28 protein-coding genes and 1 riboswitch are annotated in these 22381 nt (G+C 66.1%); all 28 genes read left to right on the top strand.

Annotation, left to right across the window (positions count from 1 at the left end):
- The first annotated feature begins 104 nt into the window (after positions 1-104).
- Positions 105-219: riboswitch (TPP riboswitch) on the top strand.
- Between the two features lie 264 nt (positions 220-483).
- The 28 genes from AB3X98_RS36735 to tatC all read left to right on the top strand — a co-directional run bounded on the left by AB3X98_RS36735 (position 484) and on the right by tatC (position 22375).
- Complete coding sequence (locus tag AB3X98_RS36735; RefSeq protein ID WP_069268244.1) at positions 484-1632, top strand: FAD-dependent oxidoreductase; 1149 nt, start codon at positions 484-486, stop codon at positions 1630-1632.
- 42 nt (positions 1633-1674) lie between these two features.
- On the top strand, positions 1675-1872 hold the full coding sequence (gene thiS / locus AB3X98_RS36730) for a sulfur carrier protein ThiS (RefSeq protein ID WP_069268245.1): 198 nt from the start codon (positions 1675-1677) through the stop codon (positions 1870-1872).
- Between the two features lie 80 nt (positions 1873-1952).
- On the top strand, positions 1953-2768 hold the full coding sequence (locus AB3X98_RS36725; RefSeq protein WP_069268246.1) for a thiazole synthase: 816 nt from the start codon (positions 1953-1955) through the stop codon (positions 2766-2768).
- A complete protein-coding gene (gene thiE / locus AB3X98_RS36720; protein WP_368606641.1) occupies positions 2765-3877 on the top strand; it encodes a thiamine phosphate synthase in 1113 nt (370 codons plus the stop codon). Before AB3X98_RS36725 ends, thiE begins: the two co-directional genes overlap by 4 nt.
- A 170-nt stretch (positions 3878-4047) precedes the next feature.
- Positions 4048-4869 (top strand): ABC transporter ATP-binding protein, encoded by an 822-nt coding sequence (locus AB3X98_RS36715; protein WP_028206560.1) that lies wholly within the window; start codon positions 4048-4050, stop codon positions 4867-4869.
- Complete coding sequence (gene mlaE, locus AB3X98_RS36710; RefSeq protein ID WP_342949830.1) at positions 4866-5642, top strand: lipid asymmetry maintenance ABC transporter permease subunit MlaE; 777 nt, start codon at positions 4866-4868, stop codon at positions 5640-5642. The genes AB3X98_RS36715 and mlaE overlap by 4 nt, the downstream gene beginning before the upstream one ends.
- A 73-nt stretch (positions 5643-5715) precedes the next feature.
- Entirely contained in the window at positions 5716-6285 is a 570-nt protein-coding gene (gene mlaD, locus AB3X98_RS36705; RefSeq protein ID WP_342949831.1) for an outer membrane lipid asymmetry maintenance protein MlaD, read from the top strand.
- 14 nt (positions 6286-6299) lie between these two features.
- Positions 6300-7310 carry a VacJ family lipoprotein gene (locus AB3X98_RS36700; RefSeq protein WP_368606642.1) on the top strand — a complete coding sequence of 337 codons (1011 nt, stop codon included), beginning with the start codon at positions 6300-6302 and terminating at the stop codon, positions 7308-7310.
- A gap of 177 nt (positions 7311-7487) precedes the next feature.
- A complete protein-coding gene (locus AB3X98_RS36695) occupies positions 7488-8120 on the top strand; it encodes a phospholipid-binding protein MlaC (RefSeq protein WP_069268248.1) in 633 nt (210 codons plus the stop codon).
- Positions 8117-8389, top strand: coding sequence for a lipid asymmetry maintenance protein MlaB (locus AB3X98_RS36690; protein WP_069268249.1), 273 nt, complete (start codon positions 8117-8119; stop codon positions 8387-8389). Before AB3X98_RS36695 ends, AB3X98_RS36690 begins: the two co-directional genes overlap by 4 nt.
- A 277-nt stretch (positions 8390-8666) precedes the next feature.
- Positions 8667-9593 (top strand): ABC transporter ATP-binding protein, encoded by a 927-nt coding sequence (locus AB3X98_RS36685; protein ID WP_368606643.1) that lies wholly within the window; start codon positions 8667-8669, stop codon positions 9591-9593.
- On the top strand, positions 9590-10345 hold the full coding sequence (locus AB3X98_RS36680) for an ABC transporter permease (RefSeq protein WP_042269663.1): 756 nt from the start codon (positions 9590-9592) through the stop codon (positions 10343-10345). Before AB3X98_RS36685 ends, AB3X98_RS36680 begins: the two co-directional genes overlap by 4 nt.
- Before the next feature lie 15 nt (positions 10346-10360).
- Entirely contained in the window at positions 10361-10600 is a 240-nt protein-coding gene (locus tag AB3X98_RS36675; RefSeq protein ID WP_028206568.1) for a BolA family protein, read from the top strand.
- A 108-nt stretch (positions 10601-10708) separates the two neighbouring features.
- Positions 10709-11971, top strand: coding sequence for a UDP-N-acetylglucosamine 1-carboxyvinyltransferase (murA, locus tag AB3X98_RS36670; protein ID WP_342949835.1), 1263 nt, complete (start codon positions 10709-10711; stop codon positions 11969-11971).
- Positions 11968-12666 carry an ATP phosphoribosyltransferase gene (hisG, locus tag AB3X98_RS36665; RefSeq protein WP_069268253.1) on the top strand — a complete coding sequence of 233 codons (699 nt, stop codon included), beginning with the start codon at positions 11968-11970 and terminating at the stop codon, positions 12664-12666. The genes murA and hisG overlap by 4 nt, the downstream gene beginning before the upstream one ends.
- Before the next feature lie 95 nt (positions 12667-12761).
- Positions 12762-14081, top strand: a complete 1320-nt coding sequence (gene hisD, locus AB3X98_RS36660) for a histidinol dehydrogenase (protein ID WP_368606644.1) — start codon at positions 12762-12764, stop codon at positions 14079-14081.
- A gap of 209 nt (positions 14082-14290) precedes the next feature.
- Positions 14291-15367: a histidinol-phosphate transaminase gene (hisC, locus tag AB3X98_RS36655; protein ID WP_368606645.1), complete on the top strand. Its 1077-nt coding sequence runs from the start codon at positions 14291-14293 to the stop codon at positions 15365-15367.
- A gap of 54 nt (positions 15368-15421) precedes the next feature.
- Positions 15422-16009, top strand: coding sequence for an imidazoleglycerol-phosphate dehydratase HisB (hisB, locus tag AB3X98_RS36650; RefSeq protein WP_028218451.1), 588 nt, complete (start codon positions 15422-15424; stop codon positions 16007-16009).
- A gap of 257 nt (positions 16010-16266) precedes the next feature.
- The gene (gene hisH / locus AB3X98_RS36645) at positions 16267-16908 is read left to right on the top strand and encodes an imidazole glycerol phosphate synthase subunit HisH (protein WP_069268256.1); all 642 of its coding nucleotides are present in this window, start codon (positions 16267-16269) and stop codon (positions 16906-16908) included.
- Between the two features lie 174 nt (positions 16909-17082).
- The gene (gene hisA / locus AB3X98_RS36640) at positions 17083-17835 is read left to right on the top strand and encodes a 1-(5-phosphoribosyl)-5-[(5-phosphoribosylamino)methylideneamino]imidazole-4-carboxamide isomerase (RefSeq protein ID WP_069268257.1); all 753 of its coding nucleotides are present in this window, start codon (positions 17083-17085) and stop codon (positions 17833-17835) included.
- A 222-nt stretch (positions 17836-18057) separates the two neighbouring features.
- Positions 18058-18831 (top strand): imidazole glycerol phosphate synthase subunit HisF, encoded by a 774-nt coding sequence (gene hisF / locus AB3X98_RS36635; protein WP_368606646.1) that lies wholly within the window; start codon positions 18058-18060, stop codon positions 18829-18831.
- Positions 18832-18835: 4 nt separating this feature from the next.
- Entirely contained in the window at positions 18836-19273 is a 438-nt protein-coding gene (gene hisI / locus AB3X98_RS36630) for a phosphoribosyl-AMP cyclohydrolase (protein WP_069268258.1), read from the top strand.
- Positions 19270-19638 (top strand): phosphoribosyl-ATP diphosphatase, encoded by a 369-nt coding sequence (locus AB3X98_RS36625; protein ID WP_069268259.1) that lies wholly within the window; start codon positions 19270-19272, stop codon positions 19636-19638. Before hisI ends, AB3X98_RS36625 begins: the two co-directional genes overlap by 4 nt.
- 44 nt (positions 19639-19682) lie before the next feature.
- Positions 19683-20075: a hypothetical protein gene (locus tag AB3X98_RS36620; protein ID WP_069268283.1), complete on the top strand. Its 393-nt coding sequence runs from the start codon at positions 19683-19685 to the stop codon at positions 20073-20075.
- Between the two features lie 42 nt (positions 20076-20117).
- The gene (locus AB3X98_RS36615) at positions 20118-20486 is read left to right on the top strand and encodes a histidine triad nucleotide-binding protein (RefSeq protein WP_069268260.1); all 369 of its coding nucleotides are present in this window, start codon (positions 20118-20120) and stop codon (positions 20484-20486) included.
- A 160-nt stretch (positions 20487-20646) separates the two neighbouring features.
- Positions 20647-20889, top strand: coding sequence for a Sec-independent protein translocase subunit TatA (gene tatA / locus AB3X98_RS36610; protein ID WP_069268261.1), 243 nt, complete (start codon positions 20647-20649; stop codon positions 20887-20889).
- 97 nt (positions 20890-20986) lie between these two features.
- Positions 20987-21547 (top strand): Sec-independent protein translocase protein TatB, encoded by a 561-nt coding sequence (gene tatB / locus AB3X98_RS36605; protein ID WP_368606647.1) that lies wholly within the window; start codon positions 20987-20989, stop codon positions 21545-21547.
- Positions 21548-21592: 45 nt separating this feature from the next.
- Positions 21593-22375, top strand: a complete 783-nt coding sequence (gene tatC, locus AB3X98_RS36600) for a twin-arginine translocase subunit TatC (protein WP_069268263.1) — start codon at positions 21593-21595, stop codon at positions 22373-22375.
- Positions 22376-22381 lie beyond the last annotated feature (6 nt).

Here is a 22381-nt window from a genome sequence, read left to right as displayed (position 1 = left end):
GGGCTCGCGAGGCGAAAGAGGCGGGTTCAGGGCATTGTGCCAGACCACGCCCCCCGGTTCCGCCGAGGTTTGCGGGCCGCGCGCGTTTTGTGGTCTAATCGTCGTTGACGAAACAGGGGTGCTTCACCGGTATGCCGGGCATGCCGCCAGTGAGGCTGAGAGAAACCCTTTGCACCCGATCCGGGTAATACCGGCGCGGGAAGTTTCCAGAAAGTCTTACCGGAGCGCCCAGCCTGGGTTTTGAAAAGGCGGGGGCGCCAGGATTCCCGCCGGGCTGCGCTTTGGGCGCCTGGGTTCGTATACGCATTCCGTATCGGGCCGTCTGCGCCGTATAGCCTCCACGGTCGGCCTTGCCAGCCGGTTTCGTCCTTGGGTACGTCTGCTGCTGCCGTACGGAAAGGATACGATGACCGCCTATTCTCTTTGTTCCCCGATTCTTATCGCGTTCGCCTTGCAGTTCGCCTTGCGTGACGGAGCGTCGTCATGAGCCGCGCCCGCAACCCTGACGTGGGCAGCGTGCCCGACTTCGCCGTGCTCGGCGGCGGCCTGAGCGGCCGGCTCGTCGCATGGCGTCTGGCCGGCGAGGGCCATCGCGTCGCGCTTTACGAGCGCGGCGGCCCCGAAGGCGGCGAAGCCGCAGCCTGGGTCGCGGCGGCCATGCTCGCGCCGCTCGCGGAGGCTGCCGTCGCCGAAATGCTCATTACCGAGCTGGGCGTCGCATCGCTCGAAACCTGGCCGCGCATTCTGGCCGAGTTGCCGGAGCCCGTGTTCTTCCAGCGCAACGGCACGCTCGTGGTCTGGCATAGCGCCGATCGCACCGAAGCGCCGCTCTTCGAGCGCCGCGTGCGCGCCAACGCGCCGCGTTCTCTCGCCGATGCCAACTTCGTCGCGCTCGCCGGTGCACAGCTCGACGCCGCCGAACCGGCGCTCGCGGGGCGCTTCGCGCGCGGCTGGCTGCTCGAAGGCGAGGGCCAGCTCGACAATCGCCAGGCCCTGGCCGCTCTGGCGGCGGGGCTCGCTGCGCGCGGCGTGGAAACCCACTGGCATACCACGGTCGACGAGGCCAATCCGCCGCCCGCGCGCGTGACGATCGATTGCCGCGGGCTGGGCGCCAAACCTGCGCTGCCGGGGTTGCGCGGCATTCGCGGCGAAGTCGCGCGCGTGCACGCGCCGGGCATCACGCTCACGCGCCCGGTGCGGCTCCTGCATCCGCGCTATCCGCTCTATATCGCGCCCAAGGAACACGATGTCTTCGTGATCGGCGCGACCGAGATCGAAGGCGAGGACCGCTCGCCGGTGAGCGTGCGCTCGGCGCTCGAACTGCTGAGCGCGGCGTTCGCGGTGCATCCGGCGTTCGGCGAAGCGCGCATCCTCGAGTTGAACACGCAGTGCCGCCCGACGTTGCCCGACCACCGCCCGGCGCTCATCTGGGACGGCAAGACCACGTTGCGTGTGAACGGTCTCTATCGGCACGGCTTCATGATCGCGCCGGAAGTCGCCGACGAAGCCGCGCGCTTCGCCCAGGCGCTGCTCGATGCCCGTGTGAGCGATGCCGAATCCTTCGAGTCGCTGCGCCGCGCGTCGCGCTGGGGCGACATGCTGCACGCGCAGGGCGCGCACGAGCCGGCCTGACGCCTCACCAGAAATAATCCGCAGTTTGAGAACGTATTTGCCATGGACATTCAAATCAACCAGAAGCCGATCACGCTGCCCGAGGGCGCGACTGTCGCCGATGCGCTCACCGCATTCGGCGCGCGTCCGCCGTTCGCCGTCGCGCTGAACGGCGATTTCGTGGCGCGTACCCAGCATGGCGCGCGCTCGCTCCAGGCGGGCGACCGCCTCGACGTCGTGAGCCCCGTGGCCGGCGGCTGAGCCTCGCTCGCCCAGGCCACCGGTCGCGCGCATCGCATAGACGGCGAGCGCGTTCACGACACCGCCAAGGATTCCAACCCATGACCACCACAACCACTGCCGACGCGCTCACGCTCTACGGCGAAACCTTCGCGAGCCGCGTGCTGCTCGGCACGTCACGCTATCCGTCGCTGCAATCGCTCGCCGACTCGATGGCTGCCGCGCGCCCCGGCATGATCACCGTCGCGCTGCGCCGCCAGATGAACGAGGGCACCGCCGAGGCCGGCTTCTTCGATCTGCTCAAGCGACACGGCGTGCCGCTCCTGCCGAACACGGCCGGCTGCCTCACCGTCAACGAGGCGGTGACGACGGCGCACATGGCGCGCGAAGTCTTCGAAACCGACTGGATCAAGCTCGAACTGATCGGCGACGACTACACGCTGCAGCCCGACCCGGTCGGCCTGATCGAGGCCGCGTCGCGCCTCGTGAAGGACGGCTTCAAGGTGCTGCCGTATTGCACCGAGGACCTCGTGATCGGCCGGCGTCTGCTCGACGCCGGCTGCGAGGCGCTCATGCCGTGGGGCGCGCCGATCGGCACCGGCAAGGGCGTGATCAACCCCTACGGCTTGCGCGTGCTGCGCGAGCGCTTGCCCGATGTGCCGCTCATCGTCGATGCGGGCCTGGGCGTGCCTTCGCACGCGTGCCAGGTAATGGAGTGGGGCTTCGACGGCGTGCTGCTCAACACGGCCGTTTCGCAGGCCACGCACCCCGAGGCGATGGCGCGCGCGTTCGCGCTGGGTGTCGAGGCGGGGCGCGCCGCGTTTCTCGCCGGACCGATGGCCGAGCGCGAAGCGGCGGTCGCGAGCACGCCCGTGGTCGGCATGCCTTTCTGGCACCAGGATGGAGACAAGCGATGACTGAAACGCTGCGCCTGCAAGACCGCGAACTGTTCTGGCCGCCCGCCGACGAACTCACCGAAACGGCGGAGCGCATCCGCGCGCGCCTGGGCGACTGGCAGCCCACGCATGCGCCGTGGCGCATCTGTCTCACGCCGCCCGACGCGCCCAACGGCGGCGATCTGATCATCGTGACCGACGCGGCGCCGCATTTGGCCAACATCGCGCGCTGGATGACCGACGGCGCGGGCGTGATCGAAGCCGCGGGCGAAAACCCGAAGGCGGCGCGCGCCACGCTGCATCTGGGCGGCGAGCGCTACGCGCTCGAAGGCGAGCTGGCGGAAGACTGGATCCCGGCGCTGGCGGCGTTCCTCGACTGCGGTTTCGATCCGCACGACGCGCTCGTGCTCGCGCTCGCCTGGCGCGACGGCGACGAGCAGCAGGCTGACGCCTGGCCCGTCGACATCGAGCGTTTTCCGCGGGTGTTGGGCCTGCCCGACGCGCCCGCACAGCCGTTTGCGCCGTGTCCCGCGAAGCTTGGCTTGTATCCCGTACTGCCCACGGCCGACTGGGTCGAGCGCGTGCTCGACTACGGCGTGAAGACGGTGCAGTTGCGCAGCAAGCAGCCGAAGTCGCCGGCGCTCACGAACGAAATCGAGCGCTGCGTCGCGGCGGGCCGCAAGCACGACGCGCAGCTCTTCATCAACGATCACTGGCAGGAGGCCGTCGCGGCCGGCGCATATGGCGTGCACCTCGGCCAGGAAGACCTGCGCGAAGCCGATCTCGGCGCGATCGCGGCGGCGGGCGCACGTCTTGGCCTCTCGACGCACGGCTACTTCGAGATGCTCACGGCGCTTCACTTCCGTCCCAGCTATCTCGCGTGCGGCGCCGTGTTCGCCACCACGACCAAGGCCATGCCCACGGCGCCCCAGGGCCTCGCGCGTCTTGCCCGCTACGTGAAGCTGCTGGACGGCGTCGTGCCGATGGTGGCGATCGGCGGCATCGACGGCAATGTGCTGCCCGAGGTGCTCGCCACGGGCGCCGGCAGCGCGGCGGTGGTGCGCGCCGTGACCGAGGCGGCCGACCCGGCTGCCGCGGTTGCTGCATTGCGCAACGCGTTTACGCAATAATGGTCCGCCCTGGCTTCGGGCTGCGCCGCGTGCGCGACCCGGGGCCAAGGGGGCCGCAACCCGCAGCAGCGGGCGCTTGCGGCTTACATCGGCGGGTCCGGGGGCGTCACGGCAGGTTTTCCACGATGGCCCTATAATCCCGCCTTCGTGTAAATGGACTGTCAGACCACGTGCCCTCAACCTCTGAGACCCTACTGGAGCTGCGCGACGTCGACTTCGGCTACGGCGACCGGCTCGTCCTGTCCGGCCTGAACATGCGCTTCCCGCGCGGTCGGGTCGTGGCAGTCATGGGCGGTTCCGGTGGCGGAAAAACGACAGTGCTGCGCTTGATCGGCGGCCTCGTTCGCGCCCAGCGCGGCCAGGTGCTGTTCGGCGGCCAGGACGTCGGCGCGCAATCGCGCGACGGCCTCTACGCCCTGCGCCGCAAGATGGGCATGCTCTTCCAGTTCGGCGCGCTCTTCACCGACATGTCGGTGTTCGAGAACGTCGCTTTCGCCCTGCGCGAGCACACCGACCTGCCTGAAGAGCTGATCCGCGACCTCGTGCTCATGAAGCTCAACGCCGTCGGCCTGCGTGGCGCGCGCGACCTCGCGCCTTCGGAAATTTCCGGCGGCATGGCGCGGCGCGTGGCGCTTGCGCGCGCCATCGCGCTCGACCCCGAACTCATGATGTACGACGAGCCGTTCGCGGGTCTCGACCCGATTTCGCTCGGCATCACCGCGAACCTCATCCGCACGCTCAACGACGCGCTCGGCGCAACCTCGATCCTCGTCACGCACGACGTGCCCGAGTCGTTCGCGATCGCCGACTACGTGTACTTCATGGCGAACGGGCGGGTGCAGGCGCAGGGCACGCCCGCCGAGCTGCGCGCCTCGACCGACCCGATCGTGCGCCAGTTCATCGACGGCGCGCCGGACGGCCCGTTCCGGTTCCATTACCCGTCGAACCTGCCGCTCGAAGCGGACTTCGGCATTGGCGGAGGCCGCTCATGACCGGCGCCATCAGCTCGATCGGGCGCACCGTGCTCGAAACGATCGCGCGCGCGGGGCATGCCACGCGCTTTTTCGTGCGCCTCGTCCTCGAATTCTTCCCGCTGCTGCGCCGGCCGCGTCTTGTCACGAAGCAGATCCACTTCGTCGGTAATTATTCGCTCTTGATCATTGCCGTGTCGGGCCTGTTCGTGGGCTTCGTGCTCGGTCTGCAAGGGTATTACACGCTCAACCGCTACGGCTCCGAGCAGGCGCTCGGGCTGCTGGTCGCGCTCTCGCTCGTGCGTGAGCTCGGGCCCGTCGTCACCGCGCTGTTGTTCGCGGGCCGCGCGGGCACCTCGCTCACGGCCGAGATCGGCCTCATGAAGGCGGGCGAGCAACTCACGGCCATGGAGATGATGGCGGTGGACCCCGTGCGCGTGGTGGTCGCGCCGCGCATGTGGGCGGGCGTGATCGCCATGCCGATTCTCGCGGCCATCTTCAGCGCGGTCGGCATTCTGGGCGGCTACGTGGTGGGCGTGCTGCTGATCGGCGTAGACGCCGGCGCGTTCTGGTCGCAAATGCAGGGCGGCGTGGATGTCTGGGCAGACGTGGGCAACGGCGTGATGAAGAGCATCGTGTTCGGCTTCGCTGTGACGTTTACCGCGCTCTATCAGGGCTATGAGGCGAAGCCCACGCCCGAGGGCGTGTCGCGCGCGACTACCAGGACGGTCGTGTACGCGTCGCTCGCGGTGCTCGGCCTCGACTTCCTGCTCACCGCGCTGATGTTCAGCTAAAGAGGCCGGGCTGCGACCCGGCCGCGCGGCGCGCATATGAGCGACGCTGCAACGGATTCTCATTGGGATGACGATGAAAAAGAATGCTCTCGACTTCTGGGTCGGCCTGTTCGTGGTGCTGGGCTTTATCGCGCTGCTGTTTCTCGCGCTGAAGGCCGGCAACATGAGTTCCCTGTCGTTCCAGGCCACCTACCCGGTGAAGCTCAAGTTCGACAATATCGGCGGCCTCAAGCCGCGCGCGCCCGTGAAGAGCGCGGGCGTGACCGTGGGCCGGGTGGCCTCGATCGGCTTCGACTCCAACACCTATCAGGCGCTGGTGACGATCAACCTCGACCAGCAGTACCAGTTTCCGAAGGACACGTCGGCGAAGATCCTGACGTCGGGTCTGCTCGGCGAGCAGTACATCGGCCTCGAACCGGGCGGCGATTCGGAAATGCTCAAGGCCGGCGACACCATTTCGATGACGCAGTCGGCCATCGTGCTCGAGAACCTGATCGGCCAGTTCCTCTATAGCAAGGCGGCCGATTCGGGCGCCGCGAAGCCGTCCAGCGGCGCGAGCACGGATGCGGCGCCTGCTGCAGCACCCGCGCCCGCACCGGCTCAGGCCCCGGCGCCTGCACCGGCGGCTTCGGCGGCCCAATAAGAAGGAGAAAAAGAATGACGACCATACGCATGCGCGCCATTACGCTTGGCGTCGCAGCGCTTGCACTCGGGGGTTGTTCGACGGTGCAGACGCCAGCGAAGGAAGATCCATGGGAAGGGTTCAACCGCACGGTGTACACGTTCAACGACAAGGTTGACACGTACGCGCTCAAGCCGGTGGCGCAGGGCTACGTGAAGGTGACGCCGCAGCCCGTGCGCGACAGCGTGACGAACTTCTTCGCGAACATCGGCGACGTGTACAACGCCGCGAACAACTTCCTGCAGCTGAAGATCACCGATGGCGTCGAGGACATCATGCGGATCGTGATCAACACGGTCTTCGGCCTCGGCGGTCTGTTCGACGTCGCGACGCTCGCAAAGCTGCCCAAGCACAACCAGGACTTCGGTCTCACGCTCGGTCACTATGGCGTGCCGCCCGGCCCATACCTCGTGCTGCCGCTGTTCGGTCCGAGCACGGTGCGTGACGGCGTGGGCCTCGTGCCGAACTACTTCATCAACCCGCTCACCTATGTGGATCCGGCCGCGCTGTCTTGGGGCCTTTACGGGCTGAACGTGGTGAGCACGCGCGCCAACCTGCTTGGCGCGAGCGACCTGCTCGAAGGCGCGGCGATCGACAGGTACTCGTTCATCCGCAACGCCTATCTGCAGCGCCGCCGCTATCTGCTGTCGGACGGCCGCGCGTCGTCGGGCAACAGCAATCTGCCGGATTACGGCGATGGCGCGCCGCTGCCGAAGTACGACGACACCGACGAGGGCGCGGCGGCCCCCGCTTCGGGTGCGGCTGCCGGTGCGGCAGTGCCCGCTTCGGGCACTGCGCCTGCGGCCACCCCGAATGCGGCCAGCATGGCACCCGCCAACCCCAACGGCGCAACGACCGCCCCGGCCACGCTGGAAGGCCCGGCCGGCGCCGCGGCGCCCGTGGGCGCGTCGGAAACCACGGTGCCAGGCGACCAGATGATTCCGCCCGCGCGCATCGGCTTCCCGAGCATGCTGCGGCTGCACTGAGCGCTGCGCTCCGGCGTGCTGGAACGCCTCGCCGGAGCGTTCGTCCGACGTATACGTCTGACGTAACAAGCAGAAACGCTTGTCGCACTTTGCTGGCGGTTTTGACACAGCGCGATAGATCTCGCGTGATATCGTTGGTTCCAACGGGGCGATGTCCCCCAACTAGCAGGGCTCGAGATGAAAAAATTCTTTCTGTACCCGTTTTTCGCCATGTTTCTTTCGTTTGCCGGCGGCGCATTTGCCCAGACGGTAGACACCAGCAATCCCGACGCGATGGTCCAGACGGTCACGCAGCAGGTCATGAGCCAGATCAAGGGTGACAAGTCCATCCAGTCCGGCGACATCAGCAAGATCACGCAGCTCGTGAACGAAAAGATCCTGCCGTACACCGATTTCCGCCGCACCACGCAACTCGCGATGGGCCGCAACTGGCGCACGGCCACGCCGGAGCAGCAGCAACAGGTCATCGAACAGTTCAAGACGCTGCTGATCCGCACGTACTCGGGCGCGCTCGCCCAGGTGCGCGACCAGCAGATCCAGTACAAGCCGTTCCGCGCGAACCCGGACGACACCGACGTCGTGGTCCGTTCGACGGTCATGAACGGCGGCCAGCCGATCGAGCTCGACTATCGCCTCTACAAGACGCAGCAAGGCTGGCGCGTGTATGACATCAACGTGCTCGGCGCGTGGCTCATCCAGGCGTACCAGCAGCAGTTCCAGGAAAAGATCCAGCAAGGCGGCGTGGACGGCCTGATCCAGTTCCTCACGCAGCGTAACCAGCAACTCGCATCGGGCAAGGCGACCTCGTGAGCGAGCGTTTCGCCACCGGCGCCAACCTGACCCACGAGAGCGCGAAGGCCGCGCTCTCGGCCGGGTTCGCGCAGATCTCGGCGGGCGCAACCGCCGTGGACTGCGCGGCGCTCACCCAGTTCGATTCATCGGCGCTCGCTGTGCTGATCGCGTGGCAGCGTGCCGCGCGTGAGCGCGGCGCTTCCCTTGCCGTGCTCAACATGCCCCCCGCGCTCGCCTCTCTCGCGCGCGCCTACGGCGTCGATTCGCTTCTCAACGAGCGACATTGACCCGCGTCGCCTGGCCGGACGCTAGCGTTCAAGCGGGATCACACCGCACTGCCGGGCCGACGCCGTTCCCCTCCAGGGCCAGGCCGCGCTTCCCGACTTGGCCTATAATCAACCGTTTTTTGGGCGCTGCCTCGGCGCAAAAAGTGCCGCCTGGTACGTAATAAGCGTGCAGTGAGACAGCAAAGCCGGCCTGATAAGCCGTCCCCAATTCCGGTCTTCCCCGCAGCATTGATGCACTCTTGAGCCGCGCCGTTCGCAAACGGGCGGCGTATTAGTCATGCCAGCCATAGAAATCCGTAACGTCAAGAAGCGCTACAGGTCGCTTCAGGCGCTCAAGGGCGTCAGCTTCACGGTCGAAGACGGCGAGTTCTTCGGGCTGCTCGGCCCGAACGGCGCGGGCAAGACGACGCTCATCAGCATTCTTGCCGGCCTCGCGCGCGCGGACGAGGGCTCGATCGCCGTCCGCGGCCACGATGTCGTCGCCGACTACCGCAACGCGCGCCGCAACCTGGGCGTCGTGCCGCAGGAACTGGTGTTCGATCCGTTCTTTACGGTGCGCGAGACGCTGCGCATCCAGTCCGGCTACTTCGGCCTGCGCAACAACGACGCGTGGATCGACGAAGTCATGGCCAATCTCGATCTCACCGAGAAAGCCGACGTGAACATGCGCGCGCTGTCCGGCGGCATGAAGCGCCGCGTGCTCGTGGCGCAGGCGCTCGTGCACCGGCCGCCCGTGATCGTGCTCGACGAACCGACCGCCGGCGTGGACGTGGAACTGCGCCAGACGCTCTGGAAGTTCATCGCGCGCCTGAACCGCGAAGGGCACACCATCGTGCTCACCACGCACTATCTCGAAGAAGCCGAGCAGTTGTGCGACCGCATCGCCATGCTCCGGCGCGGCGAGATGGTCGCGCTGGAGCGCACGAGCGCGCTGCTGCAGCGCTTCGCGGGCACGCAGTTGTTCCTGCGCTTCTCGGAAGGCGTGCTGCCGAGCGATTTGCGCGCGCTCGAAGTCGATCTTTCCAACGCCAGCCCGCACCAGCATCTGCTGCGCCTCGCGAGCTACGACGACGTGGAGCGCATCCTGGCCAAGTGCCGCGCGAACGGCTGCAAGCTCGAAGAAGTGGAAGTGCGCAAGGCCGATCTGGAGGATGTCTTCGTGCAGGTGATGAACGGTCCTGAAGTGGTCGAGGGTCTCGCATGAGCGGTTTCCGTACGCTGTTCTACAAGGAAGTGTTGCGTTTCTGGAAAGTCGCTTTCCAGACCGTGCTCGCGCCCGTCATTACCGCGCTGCTCTATCTCACGATCTTCGGCCATGCGCTGCGCGGCCATGTCGAGGTGTATCCGGGCGTGGAATACACGAGCTTCCTGATTCCCGGCCTCGTGATGATGAGCGTGCTGCAGAATGCCTTCGCGAACAGCTCGTCGTCGTTGATCCAGTCGAAGATCACGGGCAATCTTGTGTTCGTGCTGTTGCCGCCGCTCGCTGCATGGGAGATGTTCGGCGCCTACGTGCTCGCCTCGATCGTGCGCGGCCTCGCCGTTGGCGCGGGCGTGTTCGTCGTGACGATCTGGTTCATTCCGATGAGCTTCGCCGCGCCGTTCTACATCCTCGCGTTCGCGGTGCTCGGCTCGGCGATCCTCGGCACGCTCGGCCTGATCGCCGGGATCTGGGCGGAGAAGTTCGACCAGCTCGCGGCGTTTCAGAACTTTCTCATCATGCCGCTCACGTTTCTTTCGGGCGTGTTTTATTCGACGCATACGCTGCCGCCCCTGTGGCGCGAAGTGTCGCGGCTCAATCCGTTCTTTTACATGATCGATGGCTTCCGCTTCGGGTTCTTCGGCCTGTCCGACATCAACCCGCTCGTGAGCCTGTCGATCGTTTTCGTGTTTTTCGTGGCGCTGGCCACGCTCGCCATGCGTTTGCTCGCGAGCGGGTACAAGCTGCGTCACTAAGCAGGAGCCATACTCATGTTGCCGACTCCGGAACAGATCAAGCAGTACATCTCGGCAGGGCTCGCGTGCGAGCACCTCGAAGTCGAAGGCGATGGCCAGCACTTCTTCGCGACGATCGTCTCCTCAGCATTCGACGGCAAGCGCCTGATCCAGCGCCATCAACTCGTCTACGCGGCGCTCGGCGACCGCATGCGCGAGGAAATCCACGCGCTCAGCATGAAGACGCTCACGCCCGCCGAATGGCAGAACGCATAATCTGGAATCTCAGTGCGAATTACCCAGGACAAAGACGCCGCCGCGAGCGGCGCAGCTCAACACCAAGCGACCCTGCAAACCGGCCGCACCGATCAGGAAACCTCAGGCATGGATAAACTCGTCATCGTCGGCGGGCAGAAGCTCGCAGGGGAAGTGGCTGTTTCCGGTGCAAAGAATGCGGCGCTGCCCATTCTCTGCGCGGGCCTTCTGAGCGCGGAACCCGTTCATCTGGACAACGTGCCCGACCTTCAGGACGTGCGCACCACGCTCAAGCTGCTTGGCCAGATGGGCGTGCGTACCGAGCAGAACGGCGCGCGCGTGCAGCTCGACGCCTCGAAGGTCAACAATCTCGTGGCGCCGTACGAGCTCGTGAAGACCATGCGCGCGTCGATCCTCGTGCTCGGGCCGCTCGTCGCGCGCTTCGGCGAGGCGAAGGTGTCGCTGCCGGGCGGCTGCGCGATCGGCGCGCGCCCCGTGGATCAGCACATCAAGGGCCTGCAGGCGATGGGCGCCGAGATCAACATCGAGCACGGCTTCATCGAGGCGCGCGCGAAGCGCCTGAAGGGCGCGCGCATCGTCACCGACATGATCACGGTCACCGGCACGGAAAACCTGCTGATGGCTGCCGTACTCGCCGATGGCGAAACGGTGATCGAGAACGCCGCGCGCGAGCCCGAAGTGGGCGACCTCGCGCACCTGCTCGTGGCGATGGGCGCGAAGATCGAAGGCATCGGCACCGACCGCCTCGTGATCCAGGGCGTGGACAAGCTCCACGGCGCGCACCACACCGTCGTTCCGGACCGTATCGAAGCGGGCACGTTCCTGTGCGCGGTCGCGGCCGCGGGCGGCGACGTCACGCTGCGCCACGTGCGTCCGCACATCCTCGACGCCGTCACCGACAAGCTGCGCGAAGCGGGCGTGACGATCGAAGAGGGCGACGACTGGATGCGCGTGCGCATGCACGAGCGCGCGCGCGCCGTGAACGTGCGCACCTCCGAATATCCGGCGTTCCCGACCGACATGCAGGCGCAGTTCATGGCGCTCAACACGATCGCGGACGGCACCTCGCAAGTGGTCGAAAACATCTTCGAAAACCGCTTCATGCACGTGCAGGAACTCAATCGCCTGGGCGCCCACATCACGATCGACGGCAAGACGGCGCTCGTCGCCGGTGTCGAGAAGCTCTCGGGCGCGAAGGTGATGGCAACCGACCTGCGCGCCTCGGCGAGCCTCGTGATCGCGGGCCTGTGCGCGGACGGCGAAACGCTGATCGACCGCATCTATCACCTCGACCGCGGCTACGACCGCATGGAAGAGAAGCTCACGAAGATCGGCGCGAACGTGAAGCGGATCAAGGGGAGCGCGCAATGAGCACGGTCGAGTCGAGGCCCACGCCGGCGGCCGCGGCCAGCGCGCCGCTCACGCTTGCGCTCTCGAAGGGCCGCATCTTCGAAGAGACGATGCCGCTGCTCGCGGCGGCCGGCGTGCATGTGACGGAAGACCCGGAAACCTCGCGCAAGCTCATTCTGCCGACGACCGACCCGAACCTGCGCGTGATCATCGTGCGCGCGACCGACGTGCCCACCTACGTGGAGTACGGCGCCGCGGACTTCGGCGTGGCGGGCAAGGACGTGCTCAACGAGCACGGCGGCGGCGGCCTGTATCAGCCGATCGATCTCGACATCGCGCGCTGCCGTCTTTCGGTGGCCGTGAAGGGCGGCTTCGACTACGCGAACGCGGTGCGCCAGGGCGCGCGCCTGCGCGTGGCGACCAAGTACACGGAAGCCGCGCGCCAGCACTTCGCGGCCAAGGGCGTGCACGTCGACCTCATCAAGCTGTACGGCTCGATGGAACTCGCGCCGCTCGTGGGCCTCGCCGACGCGATCGTCGACCTCGTCAGCACGGGCGGCACGCTGCGCGCGAATAATCTGGTCGAGGTCGAGGAGATCATGGAGATCTCCTCGCGCCTCGTCGTGAATCAGGCGGCGCTCAAGCTCAAGCGCGCCGCGCTGCGGCCGATCATCGACGCGTTCGAACGCGCATCGCGCGGCACGCAGGCGAGCTGACACCAAGAGCAAAGGGCAGGCGCAATGACGCGCCGCCTCGCGCGCAGTGCGCCTCAAAAGGCGCGGCGCGCACAACGTAACGGATGGATACCAGCATGGCTATCACGATGCGCAAACTCGATTCCGGCGCCGAAGGCTTCAAAAAGGCGCTGCACGCGGTGCTCGCCTTCGAGGCGAGCGAGGACGAGGCCATCGAGCGCTCCGTCGCGCAGATTCTCGCCGACGTCAAGGCGCGCGGCGACGCCGCCGTGCTCGACTACACGAACCGCTTCGACCGCCTTGCCGCCCCGAGCGTCGCGGCGCTCGAACTGCCGTTCAGCGAACTCGAAGCGGCGCTGGAAAGCCTCGAGCCCAAGCAGCGCGCGGCGCTCGAAGCCGCGGCGGCGCGCGTGCGCGGCTACCACGAGAAGCAGCGCATCGAGTGCGGCTCGCATAGCTGGCAGTACACCGAATCCGACGGCACGGTGCTCGGCCAGAAGGTCACGCCGCTCGACCGCGTGGGCCTTTATGTGCCCGGCGGCAAGGCCGCGTATCCGTCGTCCGTGCTGATGAACGCCATTCCCGCGCGGGTCGCGGGCGTACGCGAAATCATCATGGTCGTGCCCACGCCGGACGGCGTGAAGAACCCGCTCGTGCTGGCGGCGGCGCTGCTCGGCGGCGTCGATCGCGTGTTCACGATCGGCGGTGCGCAGGCCGTGGCGGCGCTCGCGTACGGCACGGATACGATCCCCGCCGTCGACAAGATCTGCGGACCGGGCAACGCCTATGTCGCGTCGGCCAAGCGCCGCGTGTTCGGCACGGTCGGCATCGACATGATCGCGGGCCCCTCGGAAATCCTCGTGATTTGCGACGGCACGACCGATCCGCGCTGGGTGGCGATGGACCTGTTCTCGCAGGCCGAGCACGACGAGCTCGCGCAATCCATCCTGCTGTGCCCGGACGAGAGCTTCATCAAGCGCGTGGAAGACGCCATCGACGAGCTGCTGCCCGCCATGCCGCGCGCCGAAGTCATCGCCACGTCGCTCACGGATCGCGGCGCGCTCGTGAAGGTGCGCGACATGGCCGAGGCCTGCGCCATCGCCAACGAGATCGCGCCGGAGCACCTCGAGATCTCGGCGCTGGAGCCGCAGAAGTGGGGCGCCGAAATCCGCCACGCGGGCGCGATTTTCCTTGGCCGCTACACGAGCGAGAGCCTCGGCGACTACTGCGCGGGGCCGAATCACGTGCTGCCTACGTCTCGTACCGCACGTTTCTCGTCGCCGCTTGGCGTCTATGATTTCATCAAGCGTTCGAGCCTCATCGAGGTGAGCGCGGAAGGCGCACAAACGCTCGGCGAGATCGCGGCCGAGCTGGCCTACGGCGAAGGCCTGCAAGCCCACGCGCGCAGTGCCGAATTCCGCATGAAGCAGGTGTAAGGCACGCCTCGCAACTGGCGGAAGCCGGTTGAATGCGCCGCCGCGCAGCATGGAGACGTTGCGCGGCAGCAAGTCCCGCGAGTGCGCGGGGCGCAGCAGTTGGCCTTCAGTTTGACCCGCACGCAGCAGAGACCACGACGATAACCAGGGCAGCCGGCTTGCCGAGCTGCCCGTGCCGGCGGCCCCGCTTTCGCGAGCCGCCTTTCGACATGACGACACCACAAGACATCATCCGTCGCGACGTGCTCGCGATGACGAGTTACCCCGTGCCCGACGCTTCCGGTTTCGTGAAGCTCGACGCCATGGAGAACCCGTTTGCCCTGCCCGCCGACCTCGCAGCGCTTCTGGGCGAACGCCTCGCGGCGGTCGCGCTCAACCGCTATCCCGCGCCGCGCCCCGAGGCGCTGATCGCGAAGCTCAAAGAGACGATGCGCGTGCCCGCGGACTGCGACGTGCTGCTCGGCAACGGCTCGGACGAGATCATCAGCATGATCACCATGGCGTGCGCGAAGCCGGGCGCGAAGGTGCTCGCGCCGGTGCCGGGCTTCGTCATGTACGCGATGTCGGCGAAGTTCGCGCAGCTGGAATTCGTCGGCGTGCCGCTCAAGAGCGACTTCACGCTCGACCTCGAAGCGACGCTCGCGGCCATTGCTGAGCACACGCCTGCGGTGATCTGGCTGGCCTACCCGAACAACCCCACGGGCACGCTGTTCGACGACGCCGACATCGAGCGCCTGATCGCGGCGGCGCAAGAAGCGAAGAGCCTCGTGGTGATCGACGAGGCCTACCAGCCGTTCGCGATGCAAAGCTGGATGCCGCGCGCGGGCGAGTTCGACAACGTGGTCGTAATGCGCACGATGTCGAAGCTCGGGCTCGCGGGCATCCGCCTCGGCTATCTGGCCGGGCGGCCGTCATGGCTCAACGAGTTCGACAAGGTGCGTCCGCCCTACAACGTGAACGTGCTCACGCAGGCGGCGGCAGATCTGCTGCTCGATCATGTCGACGTGCTCGATGCGCAGGCCGCCGAATTGCGCGCGCAACGTGCGACGCTGGCCGCCGAAGTCGCGAAGCTGCCGGGCGCCGAGGTGTTCGAAAGCGCGGGCAATTTCCTGCTCGTGCGCGTGCCCGACGCGGCGGCAGTTTTCGACACGCTGCTGTCTGCCCGGATTCTGATCAAAAACGTGGGTAAAATGCACCCATTGCTTGCGAACTGCGTGCGCCTGACCGTTGGCACCCCCGACGAAAACGCGCAATTGCTCGCCGCCCTGAAGCTCGTGCTCCGTTAGGCCGATGCTTCGTTCTCCCACTCTCCTGTTACGGGCTGTTTGAAGGATATTGCCATGCGCGTCGCGCAAGTCGTTCGCAACACCAGCGAAACGCAAATCCGCGTGAAACTCAATCTGGACGGCACCGGCGAGCAAAAGCTCGCGACCGGTGTGCCGTTTCTCGACCACATGCTCGACCAGATCGCACGACACGGTCTGATCGATCTCGAGGTCGAGGCGCATGGCGACACGCATATCGACGACCACCATACGGTGGAAGACGTCGGCATCACGCTCGGCCAGGCGGTGGCGCAGGCCATCGGCGACAAGAAGGGCATTCGCCGTTACGGCCACGCCTATGTGCCGCTCGACGAAGCGCTCTCGCGCGTCGTGATCGACTTCTCGGGCCGACCGGGCCTCGAATTCCACGTGCCGTTCACGCGCGCGCGCATCGGCACGTTCGACGTCGACCTGTCGATCGAATTTTTCCGCGGCTTCGTGAACCACGCAGGCGTGACGCTGCACATCGACAATCTGCGCGGCCTCAACGCGCACCATCAGATGGAAACCGTGTTCAAGGCATTCGGCCGCGCGCTGCGCCAGGCCGCCGAACTGGACGAACGTCAGGCGGGCAAGATTCCGTCGACGAAGGGCAGCCTCTAGGCGACGCCTTTCACCGACCAGAAGGCCGGCCGCGCTACGTGCACTGTGCCGGGCGCATGCCTGGGCAGGACTTCGAGCGCGCCGCGCCGGGGCCGTCGCCCACATGCGGCGTGCGCGCCACATTAGCCATTCGGCTTATGGGCTCGCACGCGCCGACTGGCGTACATTGACGGCTTCGAAGGCAGATCAGGGCACATCGCGGCGCACATGCGTCCACACAGCCAAGGGCAAGGCCTTTTGAGCAGGCCGGATTCGAGATGAAAACTTCAATTGCGATTGTTGATTATGGAATGGGCAACCTGCGTTCGGTGGCCCAGGCGCTGAGGCAGGCCGCGCCGGAAGCCGACGTGGCCATCGTCGAGCGTCCCGAGGCGATCCGTGCTGCCGACCGCGTGGTGCTGCCGGGGCAGGGCGCGATGCCCGACTGCATGCGCAGCCTCGCCGAGTCGGGCCTGCAGGACGCGGTGCTCGAAGCCTCGCGCACGAAGCCGCTCATGGGCGTGTGCGTGGGCGAGCAGATGCTGTTCGACTGGAGCGCGGAAGGCGGCACGAAGGGCCTGGGCCTGCTGCCCGGCAAGGTCGTGCGCTTCGATCTGGAAGGCCAGCTGCAGGACGACGGCTCGCGCTTCAAGGTCCCGCAAATGGGCTGGAACCGCGTGCGTCAGGCACGCGCGCACGCCCTGTGGGACGGTGTGCCCGACGAAAGCTTCTTCTACTTCGTGCACAGCTACTATGTGGTTCCGGCGGATGCGTCGCACACCGTAGGCGAAACGCCGTACGGCGCGGCCTTTACCTCGGCAGTGGCGCGGGATAACATCTTCGCCACCCAATTCCACCCGGAAAAGAGCGCCGCTGCGGGTTTGCGCGTCTACCGCAACTTCGTCCACTGGAACCCCTGATTTCCTGCGGCGCTGACGCTCACAGCCGCCTTCGCGCACGCGCGCCGCGGCATTAGATTTGCGTTAGCAAGGCTGCCGAAAGAGTTGTACTAAACTAGCGAAACGGCGTCGGATCGGGCCTTTTTTCCGCCGGCGCTGCAGACTTCAACCCCATTCCCAGACACACCCGAAGCTATGCTGCTGATTCCGGCCATCGATCTCAAAGACGGTCACTGCGTGCGCCTCAAACAAGGCGATATGGACCAGGCGACGATTTTCTCCGAGGAACCGGCGGCTATGGCCCGACACTGGGTCGAGCGCGGCGCGCGGCGCCTGCACCTCGTCGACCTCAACGGCGCGTTCGCCGGCAAGCCGAAGAACGAAGACGCAATTCGCGAGATCATCCGCGAAGTCGGCGACGAGATTCCCGTGCAGCTCGGCGGCGGCATCCGCGACCTCGACACCATCGAGCGTTACCTCGACGACGGCCTGTCCTATGTGATCATCGGCACCGCCGCCGTCAAGAATCCGGGCTTTCTCCAGGAAGCGTGCACCGCATTCGGGGGCCATATCATCGTGGGCCTCGACGCGAAAGACGGCAAGGTCGCGACCGACGGCTGGAGCAAGCTCACCGGTCACGAAGTCGTCGATCTCGCGCGCAAGTTCGAGGACTACGGCGTCGAGTCGATCATCTACACCGACATCGGCCGGGACGGCATGCTCCAGGGCATCAACATCGAAGCGACGGTGCGCCTCGCGCGCGCGGTGAAGATTCCGATCATCGCGAGTGGCGGGCTTTCCAACCTCGGCGATATCGACGCACTGTGCGAAGTCGAGGACGAAGGCGTGGAAGGCGTGATCTGCGGCCGCGCGATCTACTCGGGCGACCTCGATTTCGCTGCCGCGCAAACGCGCGCAGACAGCCTGCGCGAATCGGACGACGCGTAAAGCGTCGAATGCCGGCCTCCGTCACTGGAGGCCTTTTGTTTTGGCGCTGCGCCGCCATCTCCAAGGGGACTGGCGCTCGCGCGGGATAATTTCGCCTCAGGGCGCAAGGCACGGTGCAAAGCGCGCGACAATGGGCTGCGCGCCACGCCCGAACCGGGGCCGGCAGCCTTCTCGCGAAAGGTGCTCGCCGCACACACACCGACTGGCAACTTCGGCAAGATCATGGCTCTACCCAAACGCATCATCCCCTGCCTCGACGTGACCGCCGGGCGCGTCGTCAAGGGCGTCAATTTTGTCGAACTGCGCGACGCGGGCGACCCCGTCGAAATCGCGCGCCGCTACGACGACCAGGGCGCCGACGAACTCACGTTCCTCGACATCACCGCGACCTCCGACCAGCGCGACCTGATCCTGCCGATCATCGAGGCGGTGGCTTCGCAGGTCTTCATTCCGCTCACCGTGGGCGGCGGCGTGCGCGCCGTGGCGGACGTGCGGCGCCTGCTCAACGCCGGTGCCGACAAGGTCAGCATGAACTCGTCGGCGGTCGCCAATCCGCAGCTCGTGCGCGATTCCGCCGACAAATACGGCTCGCAGTGCATCGTCGTCGCCATCGACGCGAAGCGAACGTCGGCGCCGGGCGAACCCGCGCGCTGGGAAGTGTTCACGCACGGCGGGCGCAAGGCCACGGGCATCGATGCCGTGGAATGGGCGCGCAAGATGGCGGAACTGGGCGCGGGCGAAATCCTGCTCACGAGCATGGACCGCGACGGCACGAAGAGCGGCTTCGACCTCGACCTCACGTGTGCGGTGTCCGACGCGGTGCCGATTCCCGTGATCGCCTCGGGCGGCGTGGGCGGCCTGCAGGATCTCGCGGACGGTATCGTCAAGGGCCGTGCCGACGCCGTGCTGGCCGCGAGCATTTTCCACTATGGCCAGCACACGGTGGGCGAGGCAAAGCGCTTCATGGCCGACCAGGGCATTTCGGTGAGGATGTAACGCGATGAGCCACACTCAAACCGGCAAACCCGACAACGACCTTGCCAACGCCAACTGGCTCGACAAGGTCAACTGGGACGCCAACGGCCTCGTGCCCGTGATCGCGCAGGAAGCGACCACCGGCGACGTGCTGATGTTCGCGTGGATGAACCGCGAAGCGCTCGCCAGGACGGTCGAGCTGCGCCGCGCCGTGTACTTCTCCCGCTCGCGCCAGCGCCTTTGGTTCAAGGGCGAGGAGTCCGGCCATGTGCAGCACGTGAGCGACATCCGCCTCGACTGCGACGAAGACGTCGTGCTGCTCAAGATCGAGCAGGTCTCGGGCATTGCGTGCCACACGGGCCGCCACTCGTGCTTTTTCCAGCAATTCGAAGGCACCGTCGACGAAGGCCGCTGGGTCGCCGTCGACCCGGTGCTGAAAGACCCCGAACACATCTACAAATGACGCAACTGAATACCAACGACACCTTGCTGCGCCTCGCGGCGGTGATCGACAGCCGCAAGGGCGGCGACCCGGACGCCTCCTACGTCGCACGCCTCTTTCACAAGGGCGACGACGCGGTGCTCAAGAAGGTCGGCGAAGAGGCGACCGAGGTCGTGCTTGCCGCGAAGGACGTGCGCCAGGGCGGTGCACGCAAGGCGCTGGTCGGCGAGATGGCCGACCTGTGGTTCCATTGCCTCGTCACGCTCTCGCACTTCGATCTGAGTCCTGCCGACGTGCTCGCGGAACTCGAACGCCGCGAAGGCCTTTCGGGTCTCGAGGAAAAAGCGCTGCGCAAAAGCCGCGAGCGCGAAGAGAACGGCGACTGAGGCTCAACGCTGCGCATAGCGCTCCACAGAGGGAGATGAACGACATGTCCACGTCCGGCGATTACCCGCCCCCTTCGTACCGCAACGGCGTCGACGCGGACCGTTTGCGCAGCCTGCGGACTTTCACGCACGTGCTGTACGCGCTCTACGCGGTCTACTGGCTGACCGGCGGCATTTCGGTGCTGGTGGCCATCATCCTGAATTACCTCAAACGCGACGAATCGCTCGGCACGCCTTATGAGCAGCACTTCACGTGGCAAATCCGCACGTTCTGGCTCGGGCTGGCCGGCCATCTGATCGGCGGTGTGCTCATCTTCGTGCTGGTCGGCATTCCAATTTTGTGGGCTGTCGCAATCTGGACGTTGTACCGTATCATCAAAGGCTGGCTTTACTTGTACGACAACAAGCCGCTGCACAACCCGCGCGCCTGGTTCTGAGGGCTTTCGGGCGCGCGTGCGGTTTTGCTCACCAGGAGCGCCATGAGTCACGACCGCAGCACCTGTCTCTTCTGCAAGATCGCCGACGGCCACATTCCCAGCACGCGCGTGTACGAGGACGAAGAGTTCGTCGCCTTCCGCGACATCCGGCCTGCAGCCGAAACTCACGTCCTCGTGATTCCGCGCCAACATATTTCCACCCTTGCCGATTGCGGTGAAAACGACGCACCGCTGCTTGGTAGAATGTTTGTATTGGTCGCACGGCTGGCCAAAGAGCTGGGCGTCTCGTACACGGGTGGCGAAACCGGGTTTCGCACGGTGGTGAATACGGGGCCGGGCGGCGGGCAGGAGGTCTACCATCTGCACGCGCATTTGCTGGCTGGGCCGCGTCCGTGGCACCGCATGGGCTGAGTGCCGGCGGCGGGGAAAGTCGGTATAAATGACGGATGGCGTGGTTCTCACTAAAGCGTCGCGCTAAAGGGTCGCACGCCACGACCATGCAACATCGAACAGGCACAATTTATCGCGTCGCGCACCTCGCGCGGCGGCGGGGTTAAGGAGAGAGTCAATCATGGGTTCGTTGAGCATCTGGCACTGGCTGATCGTCTTGTTGATCGTTGCGCTCGTCTTCGGCACCAAGAAGCTGCGCAATATCGGTAGCGATCTGGGCGGTGCGGTGAAGGGTTTCAAGGAAGGCATGCGCGAGAACGAAGGCGCTGGCGCCGACACGCAAAAGCGCGAACTCCCGGCCGACGGCGGTGCAGTCGACGTCGAAGCCAAGGACAAGACGCAGCGCTCGAACGACTTCCGCTAAAACGCGTGGCGGCCGCCTTTTTCGCCGCCACAGGTTTTTCCGCATGTTTCCCGTTCGTTTCCATTAAGGCAGCCAAGGCTGACGGAAAACTCCATTCATGCTCGATCTCGGTTTAACCAAGATGGCGCTGATCGGCGTCGTCGCGCTGGTCGTTCTCGGGCCGGAGCGGCTGCCGCGGGTCGCACGCACGGCCGGCGCGCTGTTCGGTCGCGCGCAGCGCTATATCAACGATGTCAAGGCGGAAGTCACGCGCGAGATCGAACTCGACGAGTTGCGCCGCATGAAGACCGAGTTCGAAACGGCGGCGCAGAACGTCGAGAAGAACGTTCAGGACAATCTGCGCAAGCATGAAACCGAGTTGAACGACGCGTGGAACGCGGGCACCTCGGTGTCGCCGAGCATCGCAGGCGGCGCGGATCCTGCCAGCCTGGAAGGCGTTGCCGCCAATGCCGCGGATGCCGTCGCCACGCAATCGGGATGGCGCTCCGGCAACGCGGGCGCAAGCGGCGCGAAACGCAAGAACTGGCGCATGAAGCAGAGCGCCGCGCCGGTCTGGTACAAACGCGCCACGCTGCGCCGCACGCGGGTGCAATCGGGTGCTGCACGCGTGGCGCAGCACACGCCGGCGAGCCTGCGCCGGCCCACGCGGTTCTTCTGACGCGGATCCGCCTTTGCGCACGACCATTTCCAACAGAGGGCCGGTGTGAGCGACCCCCAGCAAAAACTGGAAGAAGGCTCCGAAGAGACCTTCATTTCCCATCTCGTCGAACTGCGCGACCGCATCATTCGCGCAGGCGTTGCCGTGATCGTCGTATTCGTCGGGCTCGTCTACTGGGCGCCCGACATATTCCGGCTGCTCGCGCGTCCGCTCATGCAGAACCTGCCGCGTGACGGCAAGATGATCGTCACCGACGTGACCGGCTCGTTCTTCGTGCCCATGAAGGTCACGATGCTCGTGGCGTTCGTGATCGCGCTGCCGGTCGTGCTCTACCAGATTTGGGCGTTCGTCGCCCCAGGCCTCTACCAGCACGAAAAGAAGCTCGTCGCGCCGCTCGTGGCAAGCAGCTACACGCTCTTCCTGTGCGGCATGGCGTTCGCGTATTTCGTGGTGTTCCCGACCATCTTCCGCGTGATGGCGCACTACAACGCGCCGCTCGGCGCGGAGATGACGACCGACATCGACAATTACCTGAGCTTCGTGCTCACCATGTTCATTGCGTTCGGCGTGACCTTCGAGGTGCCGATCATCGTCGTGCTGCTCGTGCGCATGGGCGTGGTCACCGTGAAGAAGCTCAAGCAGATCCGGCCCTACGTGATCGTCGGCGCGTTCATCGTCGCAGCCGTGGTGACGCCGCCGGACGTGTTCTCGCAGCTCATCCTCGCGCTGCCGCTCATCCTCCTCTACGAGGCGGGCATCATCGCGGCGCGCATCTTCATCGGCACGGGCGAGAAGAAGCCCGCGGACGAGAGTCAGGCGGCGGGCTAGCCCCGC

The sequence above is a fragment of the Paraburkholderia sp. BR14312 genome, assembly GCF_040948675.1.
In the GTDB taxonomy this organism is placed as follows: domain Bacteria; phylum Pseudomonadota; class Gammaproteobacteria; order Burkholderiales; family Burkholderiaceae; genus Paraburkholderia; species Paraburkholderia nodosa_A.
The sequence above is the reverse complement of the archived record's forward strand: the minus strand, read 5'-3'. Positions and strand labels throughout refer to the sequence as shown.

Coding starts and splice junctions, on each gene's coding strand:
- AB3X98_RS36615 (WP_069268260.1), top strand. CDS start 20,118: ATGAGTCACGACCGCAGCACCTGTCTCTTCTGCAAGATCGCCGACGGC.
- murA (WP_342949835.1), top strand. CDS start 10,709: ATGGATAAACTCGTCATCGTCGGCGGGCAGAAGCTCGCAGGGGAAGTG.
- AB3X98_RS36695 (WP_069268248.1), top strand. CDS start 7,488: ATGAAAAAATTCTTTCTGTACCCGTTTTTCGCCATGTTTCTTTCGTTT.
- tatA (WP_069268261.1), top strand. CDS start 20,647: ATGGGTTCGTTGAGCATCTGGCACTGGCTGATCGTCTTGTTGATCGTT.
- AB3X98_RS36675 (WP_028206568.1), top strand. CDS start 10,361: ATGTTGCCGACTCCGGAACAGATCAAGCAGTACATCTCGGCAGGGCTC.
- AB3X98_RS36680 (WP_042269663.1), top strand. CDS start 9,590: ATGAGCGGTTTCCGTACGCTGTTCTACAAGGAAGTGTTGCGTTTCTGG.
- AB3X98_RS36685 (WP_368606643.1), top strand. CDS start 8,667: ATGCCAGCCATAGAAATCCGTAACGTCAAGAAGCGCTACAGGTCGCTT.
- AB3X98_RS36700 (WP_368606642.1), top strand. CDS start 6,300: ATGACGACCATACGCATGCGCGCCATTACGCTTGGCGTCGCAGCGCTT.
- mlaE (WP_342949830.1), top strand. CDS start 4,866: ATGACCGGCGCCATCAGCTCGATCGGGCGCACCGTGCTCGAAACGATC.
- hisD (WP_368606644.1), top strand. CDS start 12,762: ATGGCTATCACGATGCGCAAACTCGATTCCGGCGCCGAAGGCTTCAAA.
- AB3X98_RS36725 (WP_069268246.1), top strand. CDS start 1,953: ATGACCACCACAACCACTGCCGACGCGCTCACGCTCTACGGCGAAACC.
- hisA (WP_069268257.1), top strand. CDS start 17,083: ATGCTGCTGATTCCGGCCATCGATCTCAAAGACGGTCACTGCGTGCGC.
- hisG (WP_069268253.1), top strand. CDS start 11,968: ATGAGCACGGTCGAGTCGAGGCCCACGCCGGCGGCCGCGGCCAGCGCG.
- hisI (WP_069268258.1), top strand. CDS start 18,836: ATGAGCCACACTCAAACCGGCAAACCCGACAACGACCTTGCCAACGCC.
- hisB (WP_028218451.1), top strand. CDS start 15,422: ATGCGCGTCGCGCAAGTCGTTCGCAACACCAGCGAAACGCAAATCCGC.
- AB3X98_RS36735 (WP_069268244.1), top strand. CDS start 484: ATGAGCCGCGCCCGCAACCCTGACGTGGGCAGCGTGCCCGACTTCGCC.
- hisC (WP_368606645.1), top strand. CDS start 14,291: ATGACGACACCACAAGACATCATCCGTCGCGACGTGCTCGCGATGACG.
- mlaD (WP_342949831.1), top strand. CDS start 5,716: ATGAAAAAGAATGCTCTCGACTTCTGGGTCGGCCTGTTCGTGGTGCTG.
- hisH (WP_069268256.1), top strand. CDS start 16,267: ATGAAAACTTCAATTGCGATTGTTGATTATGGAATGGGCAACCTGCGT.
- AB3X98_RS36620 (WP_069268283.1), top strand. CDS start 19,683: ATGTCCACGTCCGGCGATTACCCGCCCCCTTCGTACCGCAACGGCGTC.
- tatB (WP_368606647.1), top strand. CDS start 20,987: ATGCTCGATCTCGGTTTAACCAAGATGGCGCTGATCGGCGTCGTCGCG.
- AB3X98_RS36625 (WP_069268259.1), top strand. CDS start 19,270: ATGACGCAACTGAATACCAACGACACCTTGCTGCGCCTCGCGGCGGTG.
- hisF (WP_368606646.1), top strand. CDS start 18,058: ATGGCTCTACCCAAACGCATCATCCCCTGCCTCGACGTGACCGCCGGG.
- thiS (WP_069268245.1), top strand. CDS start 1,675: ATGGACATTCAAATCAACCAGAAGCCGATCACGCTGCCCGAGGGCGCG.
- thiE (WP_368606641.1), top strand. CDS start 2,765: ATGACTGAAACGCTGCGCCTGCAAGACCGCGAACTGTTCTGGCCGCCC.